The sequence below is a fragment of the Falsiroseomonas sp. E2-1-a20 genome (assembly GCF_051433195.1).
Lineage (GTDB): Bacteria > Pseudomonadota > Alphaproteobacteria > Acetobacterales > Acetobacteraceae > Falsiroseomonas.
On record NZ_JBHMFT010000070.1, the window covers coordinates 1 to 12823 of the forward strand.

Annotated in this window: 14 protein-coding genes; 7 read left to right on the top strand and 7 right to left on the bottom strand. The window is 65.4% G+C overall.

The features are described 5' to 3' along the window. Positions 1–738 (bottom strand): SulP family inorganic anion transporter (locus ACFHPP_RS28995; protein ID WP_437166721.1); only part of this gene is annotated, 738 nt, incomplete at its 3' end. A 220-nt stretch (positions 739–958) separates the two neighbouring features. Further along, positions 959–2161 carry an MFS transporter gene (locus ACFHPP_RS29000; protein WP_437166709.1) on the bottom strand — a complete coding sequence of 401 codons (1203 nt, stop codon included), beginning with the start codon at positions 2159–2161 and terminating at the stop codon, positions 959–961. Between the two features lie 261 nt (positions 2162–2422). Between ACFHPP_RS29000 and ACFHPP_RS29005 the strand changes: the two genes are divergently transcribed. From ACFHPP_RS29005 to ACFHPP_RS29035, 7 genes are all read left to right on the top strand, one after another. Continuing rightward, positions 2423–3994, top strand: a complete 1572-nt coding sequence (locus tag ACFHPP_RS29005) for a peptide chain release factor 3 (protein WP_437166722.1) — start codon at positions 2423–2425, stop codon at positions 3992–3994. Further along, positions 3991–4362, top strand: coding sequence for a TraR/DksA family transcriptional regulator (locus ACFHPP_RS29010; RefSeq protein ID WP_437166710.1), 372 nt, complete (start codon positions 3991–3993; stop codon positions 4360–4362). Before ACFHPP_RS29005 ends, ACFHPP_RS29010 begins: the two co-directional genes overlap by 4 nt. A gap of 20 nt (positions 4363–4382) precedes the next feature. Continuing rightward, complete coding sequence (locus ACFHPP_RS29015) at positions 4383–4595, top strand: DUF4170 domain-containing protein (RefSeq protein ID WP_437166711.1); 213 nt, start codon at positions 4383–4385, stop codon at positions 4593–4595. A 180-nt stretch (positions 4596–4775) separates the two neighbouring features. After that, positions 4776–5159: a DUF6165 family protein gene (locus ACFHPP_RS29020; protein WP_437166712.1), complete on the top strand. Its 384-nt coding sequence runs from the start codon at positions 4776–4778 to the stop codon at positions 5157–5159. A 15-nt stretch (positions 5160–5174) separates the two neighbouring features. Next, the gene (locus tag ACFHPP_RS29025; protein WP_437166713.1) at positions 5175–6137 is read left to right on the top strand and encodes a glycosyltransferase family 9 protein; all 963 of its coding nucleotides are present in this window, start codon (positions 5175–5177) and stop codon (positions 6135–6137) included. 22 nt (positions 6138–6159) lie between these two features. Then, positions 6160–6888, top strand: coding sequence for an FkbM family methyltransferase (locus tag ACFHPP_RS29030; protein WP_437166714.1), 729 nt, complete (start codon positions 6160–6162; stop codon positions 6886–6888). A gap of 74 nt (positions 6889–6962) precedes the next feature. Continuing rightward, positions 6963–7682 carry a hypothetical protein gene (locus ACFHPP_RS29035; protein ID WP_437166715.1) on the top strand — a complete coding sequence of 240 codons (720 nt, stop codon included), beginning with the start codon at positions 6963–6965 and terminating at the stop codon, positions 7680–7682. 50 nt (positions 7683–7732) lie between these two features. On the opposite strand, the gene ACFHPP_RS29040 is transcribed toward ACFHPP_RS29035, so the two are convergent. The 5 genes from ACFHPP_RS29040 to ACFHPP_RS29060 form a co-directional block, all read right to left on the bottom strand. Further along, the gene (locus ACFHPP_RS29040; protein WP_437166716.1) at positions 7733–8812 is read right to left on the bottom strand and encodes a sensor histidine kinase; all 1080 of its coding nucleotides are present in this window, start codon (positions 8810–8812) and stop codon (positions 7733–7735) included. A gap of 178 nt (positions 8813–8990) precedes the next feature. Further along, positions 8991–9197, bottom strand: a complete 207-nt coding sequence (locus tag ACFHPP_RS29045; RefSeq protein ID WP_437166717.1) for a hypothetical protein — start codon at positions 9195–9197, stop codon at positions 8991–8993. Next, positions 9194–9853 carry a hypothetical protein gene (locus ACFHPP_RS29050; protein ID WP_437166718.1) on the bottom strand — a complete coding sequence of 220 codons (660 nt, stop codon included), beginning with the start codon at positions 9851–9853 and terminating at the stop codon, positions 9194–9196. Before ACFHPP_RS29050 ends, ACFHPP_RS29045 begins: the two co-directional genes overlap by 4 nt. Continuing rightward, complete coding sequence (locus tag ACFHPP_RS29055; RefSeq protein ID WP_437166719.1) at positions 9847–11445, bottom strand: TCP-1/cpn60 chaperonin family protein; 1599 nt, start codon at positions 11443–11445, stop codon at positions 9847–9849. The genes ACFHPP_RS29050 and ACFHPP_RS29055 overlap by 7 nt, the downstream gene beginning before the upstream one ends. Before the next feature lie 258 nt (positions 11446–11703). Beyond that, positions 11704–12210, bottom strand: coding sequence for a methyltransferase domain-containing protein (locus tag ACFHPP_RS29060; protein ID WP_437166720.1), 507 nt, complete (start codon positions 12208–12210; stop codon positions 11704–11706). Positions 12211–12823: the final 613 nt, after the last annotated feature.

Sequence of the window (12823 nt, forward strand, 5' to 3'; positions counted from 1 at the left end):
AGTCAGCTCATCGACGATCTGCGCCGTCATCAGGGACTCGAGCAGGCCGACGACGGCGAGGGTCAGCGAGGTCGGCAGGATGATCCACAGCGTCTCCAGCGTCAGCGGGATTTGCGGCAGCAGGAAGAAGGGCAGGTCGGCGGGCAGTTCGCCCATGTCGCCCACGGTCCGCACATCCAGGCCGAACATGATGCTAGCCGCCGTCAGCAGCACGATGGCGACCAATGGCGAGGGGATCGCCTTGGTCAGCAGCGGCAGCAGGTAGATGATCGCAAGCCCGGCCGCAACGACGACATAGGTGACGGAGGTGACACCGACCAGCTCCGGGATCTGCGCCATGAAGATCAGGATGGCGAGCGCGTTGACGAAGCCGGTCATGACGGAGCGCGAGACGTAGCGCATCAGCACGCCGAGCTTCAGCGCGCCGGCGATCATCTGCAGCACGCCGCAGAGGATGGTGGCCGCCAGCAGGTATTGCAGCCCGTAGTCGCGCACGAGGGTGACCATCAGCAGCGCCATGGCGCCGGTGGCGGCCGAGATCATGGCGGGGCGTCCGCCGGCGAAGGCAATAATAACGGAAATGCAGAACGATGCGTAGAGACCGACCTTAGGATCGACGCCGGCGATGATGGAGAAGGCGATCGCCTCCGGTATCAGCGCCAGCGCGACGACGGATCCAGCCAAGATATCGGCGCGGATGTTCGAGGACCATTCGGCACGAAGCCGGGAGAGCGACATGGGGGAGGTACTCCGGGAGACAAGCCCGCCGCGCGGCACGATCAGCCGGGACCAGAACAGGGCAGTCAGGGAAATGGCGCAGCCGCGGCGGATGCCGGGCACCTGTGGTCGCATGCCGTGCAGGGCATGCGTCAACCGGGCGTCAGGGCGGCGCGTTCGATGTCATGATCCGGCTGTAACAGCAATTCGCTGCGATGCACAATGGCTTTGTGCGCCCGTTTCAGGTCTGCCTGCGTCGCTTTCGGGTCACCGGCAGGGTCATCAGGGACGCGAGCAGCATGCCGGCGAGGCACCAGGCCGCCTGGGTCTGCAAGGCGATTCCAAGGTCAAGCAACCATCCGAAAGCCGCCGGCGCCAGGGCGGAGGCGATCACGCCAGCGCCGGCCACCGTGGCCCGCACCGAACCGAGCCGTTCCACTCCGTAGAAGTCGGTCCAGAGCGCCGTGGCCATGGTCGTCGACACGCCGGAGGTCAGGCCCGCGAGAAGCAGGTAGGCGACCGCGGCCGGCTGGCTGCCGCGGCCGACCAGGATCGCTGTCATGGCCAGCACCAGCGGCAGCAGGAACATCGGCAGCAAAGGCGTGGCGCCGATGCGGTCGATCATCGGCCCGGCGCGCAGCACGGCCCCGGCGCGCGCCACCGCATAGCCCCCGAAGGCCGCTGCCACCACGCCGAGATCCCAGTCCACCTCCGAAGCCAGCCGGAGCTGGTGAAAAAAGAAGCCGGTGACGACGAAGGAGGGTGCCAGGATGGCCGGCAGCACCAGCCAGAAGCGTGGGTCACGCCACAGGGATGGCGGGCGTTGGCCGGCTTGCTGGCTCAGGCGGGGCGGCTTCGTGGCCTCCGCCTGCGGCAGCAGCCGCAGTGCCGTCCACCCGCCCAGCAGCAGGGCCGCTGCGGCACTCCACCAGAGCCCGCGCCAGCCGAGCCATGGCAGGAGTGCGACGGCGATGGGCGGCAGCAGGGCCTCCCCCAATGCAAAGCCCAGCGCGACCAGCGCGAGCGCCTTGCCGCGGTCCCGCCGGAAGCGCCTGGCCGTCGCGGTCATTGCGGTGTGCGTCAACAGGCCCTGGCCTGCCATGCGCAGCAGGAAGAACGCCAGGACCAGCAGCAGCGGTCCCGGCACCATCGCCATCGCGACGCAGCCCGCCACCAGCAGCAGCGTGGAGAGAGCGGTATAGCGCCGCAGCGGGACCCGATCGATCCAGCGCCCTGCCCAGCCCAGGGCGAAGCCGGAAGCCAGCGTCGCCACGGCATAGCCCAGGCCGAGTTGCCCGTCCGAGATGCCGAATTCACTGCGGATGCCGGCGCCCGACAGTGCGATGAAGAAGGTCTGGCCGAAGCTGGACAGGGCGGCGAGCAGGAAGCCGAAGGCCAGGGGGCGCGGATGCGCCCGCGCGAAAGAAAGGTATTCCGCCAGCATCCTGTCTGACTAGCGGCAGGATGCGTAGGCAGGAACCCTCAATCTGGGCTGGCATCCTTGAGCCAATGACATTAGGTGTAGCCGGCAATGGACAAGAATTTGCGCGCCGCGTCCGCGAAGCCACGGAAAGCCTGCGCCACTCCGCCCTGAGACATGTCGCCTCCCCCACGTGCCATTCCACGCACCGAGGAGACCGATCTCTTGGACCATATTCTGACCGAACACATCCGGCCCGACGTACATGACGCCGGCGCCGAGGCCATGCGGCGGCGCAGCTTCGCCATCATTGCCCACCCCGACGCCGGCAAGACCACCTTGACGGAGAAGCTGCTGCTGAAAGGCGGCGCCATCCAGCTCGCGGGCCAGGTCCGCGCCAAGGGCAATCGCCGCCGTACCCGGTCCGATTGGATGAAGATCGAACAGGACCGCGGCATCTCCGTCGCCACCTCCGTTATGACCTTCGAGCGCGGCGGCTTGGTGTTCAACCTGCTCGACACGCCCGGCCACGAGGACTTTTCCGAAGACACCTACCGGACGCTGACTGCGGTGGACGCGGCGGTGATGGTCCTGGACGCCGCGAAAGGCATCGAGAGCCAGACCCGAAAGCTGTTCGAGGTTTGCCGCCTGCGCGACATCCCCATCATCACCTTCATTAACAAGATGGACCGCGATGGGCGCGAACCGCTGGACCTGATCGACGAGATCGAGAAGACGCTGGCGCTCGACGTGACGCCGGCCGCCTGGCCGATCGGGCAGGGGCGCGACTTCCTCGGCGTCTACGACATCCTCGACCCGGCGCTGCGCATGCTTCTGGATGGCGGCGACAACCACATCCGGCTCGGCGGGCTGGACGACCCGGGCCTGGAGGCGCTGCTGCCGCCCGCGGTGCTGGCGGATCTGCGTGAACAGGCAGGCCTTGTGATCGCAGGCTGCCCCACTTTCGACCGGGACCAGTTCTTGCAGGGCACCATGACGCCGGTGTTCTTCGGCAGTGCCCTGCGCGACTTCGGCGTCGGCCACCTGCTGGATGGCCTCGCCCGTCTCGCCCCGCCGCCGCGGCCACGGCCGGCCGATACGCGTGCCGTGGTGCCAGCCGAGACCAAGCTGACGGGTTTCGTCTTCAAGGTGCAGGCCAACATGGACCCGAACCATCGCGACCGCGTCGCCTTCCTGCGCGTCTGCTCGGGCCGGCTGGAAAAGGGCGCGCGGCTGACGCAGGTGCGGACTGGGAAGCACATCCCGGTCAACGCGCCGCTGTTCTTCTTCGCCAAGGAACGCCAGGTGGCGGAGGAGGCCTGGCCTGGCGACGTCGTCGGCATCGCCAACCATGGCACACTGCGTATCGGCGATACGCTGACCGAAGGCGAGGCGCTGAATTTTCGGGGCGTGCCGTCCTTCGCGCCGGAGCATCTTCGGCGAGCGCGGCTGGAGGACCCGATGCTGGCCAAGAAGCTGAAGAAGGCGCTGGAACAGTTGGCCGATGAAGGTGTCGTGCAGTTGTTCAAGCCGCTCGACGGCTCGGCGCCCGTGGTCGGCGTCTTCGGGCTGTTGCAACTCGACGTGCTGGCCAGCCGGCTGCGCGTGGAATACGGCATCCCCGCCAGCTTCGAGGCCGCACCCTGGGACCAGCTTCGCTGGGTGGCGGCCGCGGATCGGGAGGCGATGGCCAGGTTCACCCACGCCAACATCAACGACCTCGCCGAGGATCATGACGGGGAAATGGTGGCGATGTTCGCCTCTGACTGGCGCCGCCGCCGGACGGAGGAGAACTGGAAGGACATCCGCTTCCACATGGTCCGGGAACAGCACGGGCTGGCGGATGCTGCGCCGTGACCAGACCCATGGATGACGCACCGCCCGGGGTCGATGTCCCGGAGATGCAGGCGCGCCTGCTGGCGGAGCGCGCAGCCCTTACTGGCATCAGCGCGGCCTCGATGGAAAGCCGCGGGCCGGTGGAGTTGGACCAGACCAGCGTCGGGCGCCTGTCGCGCATGGATGCGATCCAGCAGCAGGCCATGGCGCTGGCCACGGAGAGACGCCGCTCGGGGTCGCTGCAACGCATTGAGGCGGCCTTGGCCCGCATCGAGGCCGGCGAGTTCGGCTGGTGCGGCCAGTGCGGCGAGCCGATCGCCCCCGGGCGACTGGCGCTGGACCCGGCCACGCTGAACTGCGTCGCCTGCGCGTCCAGGGCGATCTCATGAAGCAGCAAGAAAGGAAGTCAATGATCGAGCACCAGATTTGGGTCGTCTGGGGCGGCGTCTTTACGGATACCAGCTTCACCGAACTTGAGGCCGGAAGTGAGGAGCTCCACGGGCCGTTCCACGATGACCAGGCTGCGCTGCGGGCTTGGCGAGACGAAACCCGCAGAAAAGTCGACCTGGCCACACACCGCCTTTTCATCCTCTGGGCGCGGCCCTCAGGCAGTGTGCGTTGATAAGCCGAATTCGCTCAACAAAGCCTTCAAGGCGGAGCCGTTATAGGTTGCGCCCGCCTCATGTTTTGTTTATTCGCAGGTCATGATCAGTCTCGGCCTCACGCCACCCTGACGCACCTGCTCGACCCGCCACGCATGTGGCGATGAGCGCAGGATCAACGCGACGATGGGAGGATGCGGGTGAGGCTGAACGTCGAGGTGTCGCCAGGTGAGGCGATCGACAAGATCACCATTCTTGTCATCAAGCAGGCACGACTGACCGACCCGACGAAGCTGGCGCATGTTCGCCGGGAAGTTGCCGTACTGCGGCGGGTTGTTGAGCCTCTTTTGCAAACAATGCCGGTCCTGCGCCAGATCCAATCCTCGCTCCAGGCCGTCAATGAACGGCTTTGGGATACGGAGGATACATTGCGGCTGCACGAGCAGCGGCAGGATTTTGGGGAAGAATTTGTGCGTCTCGCGCGTGATGTCTACCTCACCAATGACCAGCGGGCCGGGCTGAAGGCCGAGATCAACGCACTGCTTGGCTCGGATATCGCCGAGCAGAAATCCTACGCCGCCTGATCGCACGCAGACAGCATGACCATCCTGTTCATCGGCCCGACCCGGCTCGGCGACGGCATCCTCGTGAGCGGCCTCCTGGCCTCGCTGCATGAGAACCATCCTGGGGAGGAGATCACCCTGGCCTGCGGCGGCCTGGCCGCCATGGCCCTGCGCGATGCTCCCGGCGTTACGTCGCTGCACCTCATGGAGAAGCGGCCGCGTGGCGGCCACTGGCTCGATCTCTGGCAAATGGCGCGGAAGCGCCGCTGGCAGCGCGTGGTGGATCTGCGCCGCTCGGCGCTGCCTTGGCTGCTGCGCGCGGAGTTCCGGCACAGCGTCCCCAAGGGGCTGCCGGGTGAGCATCGCGTCGCACTCGCGGCCCGTGCCCTCGGCCTGCCACCGCAGTCGCCACGCCAGTGGCTGGCGGAGAGCCATCGGGCCACCGCGGATCGGCTGCTCCCGCATGGCCGCGCCGTGCTTGCGCTCGGCACCGGGTCCAACTGGATCTGCAAGACCTGGCCGGCGGAGCGCTTCGCCGACCTGGCCCGAAGCCTCACCGCGCGTGGCGGTGCTTTGTCCGATGCCATTGTGCTGCTGGTGGGCGGCGAAGCCGAACGAAGATCGGCGGAGGCCATCACGGCCGGCCTGCTACCGGACGGGTTCGTCGACGCATTCGGCTACGACGTGGCGACCACGGCGGCGCTGCTGGAGCGAGCCGATCTCTTCGTCGGCAATGATTCCGCGATGATGCACCTCGCGGCCGCGGCAGGTACGCGCACGGTTGGTCTCTTCGGTCCGACGCAGGACGAGCATTACGCCCCGTGGGGTCCGAACGCGATGGTCGTCCGGACGCGGGAAAGCTTCGCAGCGCTCCAGGCGCAGCGGGAGGCGGACAGGCAGATGGGACTTCGGAGCCAGATGACGGGCCTTGAGGTCCGGGCCGTCGAGGCGGCGATCGCGGCGCGGTGGCCCCGGCTGTCGGCGGTGAAAGGTGGCTGAAGACGTGCAATGGGAACCGCCGATGAACCTGGAGGAACGCTTGAAGGCGCTGTTCCTGCCGGCGCGGCTCCAGCTGAACTACCAGGTGGCACGGGAACATGCGCGCGGCGAGGCGGAGCTTCGCCTGGTCCCGTTCCTGGCGGCTCGGCATCTCGTCTCGATCGATGTCGGCGCCAACCGTGGTGTCTGGTCCGAGGTGCTGCGGCGGCACTCGCTCTGCGTTCATGCCTTCGAACCCAACCCCAAGATCTTCCGGTTGCTGTGCCGCGGCGCCGGGGACGGTGTCACCGCGCACCGTGTCGCGCTATCCGACCGCAGCGGCACCTCCGCCCTGATGGTGCCGAGGGGCAGCCGTGGCTATTCCAACCAGGGCGCCTCGCTTAATCCGGAGAAGATCGGCGACACGGCACATCGCTGCCTCTCGGTGGAGACGCGCCCGCTCGACGACTACGACTTCGGCGCGGTTGGCTTCATCAAGATCGATGTGGAGGGGCACGAGATGGCCGTCCTTGCCGGTGCGGCACGGACGCTGCGCCGGTTTCGCCCGAACCTCGTGGTGGAGATCGAGGAGAAGCACGCGCATCGGCCAATTGCGGAGCTGCTTGGTGCAGTCTGTTCCTACGGCTACGAGGCATTTGCCCTCGACCAGGGCGTCCTCAGGCGAGTGGAGCAGATCGACCTCGAAGCCCGGCATTCGGCCGGCTCAGGCCAACCAGGCTACATCGTGAACTGGATCTTCCTGCCGCGCTGATCGCGTGCGTCGGAAGTGACAGGATTGGCGCAATCGTCCTGTGGGCGGAGCACGGGCCGCAGGGGAGGAAGAAGATGGTGCTGTTCGAGGAACTGGATTTTCGTGCGACTTCCCTCGGGATCTTGAGCCTGCGCCGTCGCCGGTATCCTGGCCAGCACTCCGACACCTACGAGATCAAGCTCGGCGACGAGTTCCTCATGTCGAGCCAGTTCACCGATGCCGAAGTTGCACTGGCCCGGCTGGGCCTGGCCGCGCTCGACTTTGACGGGCTGGATGTTCTCGTCGGCGGACTTGGGTTGGGCCACACGGCTGCCGCCGTGCTGGGGGATTCCCGCGTGCGGTCATTGCTGGTGGTCGAGGCGCTGCCTGAAGTCATCGAGTGGCACAGGGCAGAGCTGCTGCCGCTGAGCGCCGATCTGGCCGCGGATCCACGATGTCGCTTGGCCCAGGGCGACTTCTTCGCGCTTTGCGGGGATCAGGGTAAGGGCTTTGCCGGTGGTACCCCGGTGCAGCGATTCCACGCCGTGCTGGTGGATATCGACCATTCCCCGGACCGGGTACTGCATCCAAGCCATACTGGATTTTACGGCGCTGCTGGCCTGGCACGGTTGCTCGCGCGTCTGAACCCTGGTGGCGTTTTCGCGCTTTGGTCGGACGACCCCCCCGACGCCGAGTTCCTTGCAACCCTTCAGGCGGTGTTTTTCGCAGCTGAAGTCCATATCGTGCGCTTCGCCAGCATGCTCAACGAACGGGAGCTGTCGAACAGCATTTACGTCGCGCGCCGCGGCAACTGAATCACGCCGGTCCCTCATCATCTATAAGACGGTACATCGCGCCGCGGGATTCAGACCGGGAAACGCAGCGTGCAGACGGTACCTCCAGACGGCTTCGTCGCAAAGTCCAGCCGACCCGCCAACTGCGCGACCAGAGCGCGGACCAGTCGATGGCCAAGACCGCCGCCGAGTTGGTCTGCCCCGCGCACTGCTCCTCTTTGGTCCTGCATCCCAACGCCGTCGTCTGCTACTTGAAGCTCATACTCCTCCTCAACCTGGCGGAAGCCAACGTGGATCGAGCCGCTTCGATCTCCTGGGAAGGCGTGCTTCAGAGCGTTCGTCACGAGTTCGTTGCAGATAAGTCCCAGGGAGCCCGCTTTGGCAAATGGCAGAAGATGCGGCTCGGCCTTGATGAAAAGTCCCACCGGCCGAAGCCCGCCAAGGCTTGCCTGCAAATCCTCCACCAGACGTGTCAGAAAGTCACGGCTATCGACCACGATCTGACCATCACGGCGCGCAAGGTGTCCATGCAATCTGCCGGTGATTGCGACGCGATCTGCAGCGGCGCGAAGCGCTTCAGAGACCGCCGGCTCCTTGGTTGCAGAGGCTTCGAGCCGAAGCAAACCTGCCACCCGCTGGATGTCGTTTTTGATCCGGTGTGTCAGTTCAGCAAGGAGAATGTCCTTCGCGCGCTCGCCGGCATCGGCACGCGCATGCGCTTCGGCAAGTTCGGCATATGCGCCACGTAGCGAGCCCGAGATGGCCGCCGTGAATAAGGCGGCTCCCAGAAATAGCATGGCGTCGAGTGAAGCAGCGGCTATCCGCGAACCATCCCATGGACCTGCGAATAGGCCGATTGCGATGGCGGCGCTGAGCATCGCCGCGTAAAGGCCTGCACCACGTCCCAACAGGATCGCGCTGGCGATGACGGCAGGGAAGAATGCAACATAGGGAAAGCCTGGCTCAGGTCCCAACAACATGAAGCGAACTGCGGCGGAGATAAAAACGAGCATGGTCGCGGTGGCAAATCGGATCACAAAGCTAGTCTGCTGCGGATCACGCGCGACAAGCGCCTTGAGGCCATGCCCTGGTCGGCCCTTGCCCTGGAAGAGTTTGGACTCCGGTTCCTCCCGAGAAGGGAAGGACGGCATGACGCGCCTCGATGGCATTGGGTGATGTTGCACCGGCGCCCTCTTCTCCGGCTCCATGAGGCCTTGTTGTCCAGCTAGGTCGTTAAGCATTCAGGTGCCTTTCGATAAGCGCGAGGCTCTGCGGACCGGCGGATCCTTGAACATTGTCGTCCCTGGCGGTGGCTCGTCACGGCTGTCTCTAATCGTCGCTCGACAGTACCCGGCTCCGGGTCAGCGCCTGCCGTACCAAGCGCGACCGCAAGCGCTCGACTCTGGAGGTCAGGTCTCTTTCTGGAAGTCTCGACGCAGATGGAACCAGATTGCGGATCTGCGACAGGGTTGCTCCGGGGCGGAACAAAAGGACCCGACCGATTGCTGCATCCAGCTTGGAGGTCGCTTCGTTCATGCCTTTCTCCTGATCAACATTGGGAAGTCGCCGTTCGCACTGCGCCATTGCGGCTGCGCGACAGCGGCCTGCTCTGCCGCAGCTTGCATCGCGACCCAGATGCGGGATGAAAGCTCTTCATCCGCCTGGGCAGGATTTTCGCTGCGGCTCAGCAGGGCCGCACCTGCTCGAGCCATATCCGGCGTTACCCGACAGGGCACGATTGCATGTTCGAGTTGACGGATTGCCTTCACGGCAGGCGCGGCGGCTTCTGTCGCGCGTTGGCGGCGGCTGTGCTTGGCCGTTGTCCACCATTCAGGCGAACCAAGGAAGCCAGCCGGTGGACGCGAACCCTCGTGCTCGAAGACGAGGGGGTCCATGTGGTGCGCGATCCGGTAGATCAGTTCGTCGTCGTTCACGTTCTCCTCCGATTGGCTTCGCGGTTGCAAGGCGTGACGCGCGCGCGCCCAGCGCTTGCTCGTGGTTCGCCGGCGAACGCGGGTCATGCGAGCTTCCAGTTCTTTTTGGTGCACGGAGCCGAATATCGGTGCGATGCGAACGGCCTCTGGAACGGTCGCCCAGGGGCGTGCCTGTAAGATTCGCTGAAGAAGCTTCTCCTGATTGATCTTGTCAGCCTTGGGGGGGCTGATTGAACGAGTCTTGCTTGTCGTCAGCATGACGATCTCCTGATCTGCGCAGCAGCAAGATGGCGAGACTGGCTTCGGACGGCGAACCGCAGATCGCCATGGTGGCGATCTGTGTCGTGCTCGCGTGCTGCCACCGCCTCGGTTGTCAGGAGCAGGCGAACCGCACACGCGGACGCCTGCAGAACGCCGTGCAGGACGGGAAGAGGGTCCAGAATCCCGGCCTCAACCACATCGACCACCTCCCCGGAGGGCAGGCTTACGCCGGCGAACTCGATGTCATCGCGCCTGTGCAGGCGTCGCAGCGCGCTGATAGGTGTGATGGCGGCATTCCTGACAAGTTGTCGGAACGGCTCTTCAAGGGCCCGCTGCACCACCGAGAAGGCTAGCCGGGTCACGTGGTCTGGTACCTGACGGCCTGCAGTGGCCAGGGCCGACGCGGCCGACAGCAGCGCGACGCCTCCACCCGGTGCTACGCCGTGGAGTGCCGCGCTGTGGACCGCCTGTGCTGCGCGTTCGGCACGGACGCGGGTGTCACCACCATCGGTTCCGCCGCGGGACGGAACCCTCAATACTGGCACCTGGCTCAGTGATCGGCCGGCGGGTTGATCGATTTTCAACGACTTGCTTTGAACCACCAGTGTCGCAGATGCGTCGGAAAGAACCGTGCCAGCTTCACCGAGGGAGGTGGGCTCCAGTACAGTGCCCGCTTGGCAGTCAGTCACGGCGGCCCCGGTCAGAGCCGCAAGCGCGTCCATCGCTGCAGCGCTGCCTCCCTCACAAATCTGGCCCTGTGGAATCTCAACAAGCAGCGTCCGATATCCGCAATCGTTCGACCATCTCAGAAGCGGAGCGGCCATGCCTGCGGAGGGCTTTTCCGCGACGAGGAGCAGTGGACGTCGGGCACGCCGCGCGTAATCCAAGATGGGTGTCAGCAACTCAGCATCAGAGGGAGGCGAGCGGAGGAGAAGGACCAATGGGTGATGCAAGCGGTACCGGTCGCGTCGACGGCCACCCATCGTCATGAGTTGTGGTGAGGCGTAGCCTGCTCCGATACGAGCGCCCATGACTGCTTCGATGTGCGGCATCTCGCAGGGACCGTCCTCGATGACGATCAGGTTTCCAGCACCCTGGGAGGAGATCTGAGCAATGAGGTTGCCCAGTACCGGGTCTCCAGCCGCGGTTCTGGCAACACACTCCAAGGTCCTCACATCGTCAGCCGGTTGTGCAAGCAGATTTAGATGCGCGTCAGCCTCACGCAGCGCCTCTTCGATTCCGCGCCGAAGTTCGAGCGGATCAAAGCCTATGCCAACAAGGTTGACGCTTTCGCGCATGAGGAGATGCGCAACGGCGACGGCGCTTGCCGTACCATCACCAGATGCGTCCTGCGCCCAGTCAGCTACCTGCCTCAGAAGGGCGGCACCGGTGGTTTCGGCCCGATCCTCGAAGAAGATGGACATGGCCACGGAGAGGCCGGTACGCGCTACGCGCAGCGGCGCGTGGACATCGCCCACCACCACCGGTCTGGCACAGGGTCCAATTGTCGCGGCGGCGGCATCAGCCGTAACCTGCATGCCGTGCTTGAAGCGGCGGCGCATTGCGTCGGATTGCAGAATGTCGAGCATGTCGTGCCCTCAGTGAGTTCGTTTACCTGTGAGTCGGCTTCGCGCTCGCGGGGACTGCCCGCGTGCGCAGGCTCACGGCGGATCGAACTGCACCGCTGGATGCCCAGGTTGCGTGGGCGCAGGACGTGAGGGCTCCGGTGGATCGCCGGCCTTAGGAGCCGCTTCGGTGGAGGGTCGTGGCGCGCTGGCGGCTGTCACCTCCTCTCCAAGCATCCTCTCGAGGAACTCCGGCCAGATTGGTTCAGAGCCATCCATGCTTCATGCCCTCTCCAGCGTGGCGCAAAACACACCCGACGTCCGAGTGAGCCAGGTCGGCCCCAGGCTTGCTCGGAAACGGCAGATTCTGGCGAGCCGCCTGATGGCCGTCGCGTTGAAGAAGTTTATCTCGTCGGGATGAGTGGGTGTCATCCATGCGGGAGGAAGAATCCGTCGGGCCAGAATTCCGTGGTTTGGAACCTGGAGGAATATGAGGCCATCGTCGGCGAGCACGCGGTGCAACTCGGCGAGTAGCTTCAGCGGCGCCTGCGTCCGCTCGAGATGCCTGACCATCACGACCGCGGTGAAGCGGCCACCTTCGCAGGCGCTCAAGGCATCGAGCGGGTCGGCCGAACCGCTGAAGGCGGTGGAAGCGTGAAGTGCTTCCAGATCCCACGCAGCGTAGTCCGGCGGCAGCGAGGCTATGTAGACGGACGCAGGGTCACCGATGCCCAGCACCGGACCTGGGCGGCCATGCGCCAGCAGTGCCGCTGAAATGCGTCGCAGCAAACAACTTCTCTGGTTCGCTTTGGTCCATGCTGCCGATCCCGTGCATGTGGCGAGACCGCCCGGAGCAGGCATCACGACATCCGCAACTGGACGATTTCGGTACTCGAAGCCGCAGCGTGCGCACCTGCACCTGGCTGAAGCTGGGGCTGCTGAGATTGGCGCAGCCGCAGTTGTAACCGCGGGGTCGGTGCATATTGGACAACCGTACCTACAGACCATACCGGCCGGCGTGACTGTCAGGCTAGTTGCTCCCAGTGCTCGTGGGAGTTGGCCCTCTGCGCGGGGGTGTCGGATGAATGCCAATCCTGCTCGCCTCCTCTCGTGCCAGGGCGCGAGGGGAACGATGCAACGACTCAGGCGCCGCCTCTTCACCGAGAGGCGGACCAGGGCGCGTCCAAGCGCCCGCCGGGAGGTCCTGCCTCAACCGCAGAACGCCAAAGGCGTCGCTGCGATTCAGGCGTGAGCGGACCGCAAGGCGGACAGCATGGACACTTTGCCCTGCCGCCGGAACCGAAGTTCCGTCCACTCGAAGCCTCCCGAATTCGCCGATTGGCTGTTCGGGGGAATGCGGGAGCGGCGCTGACTGATCGCTGCGCTCCACGCACCTCGCAAG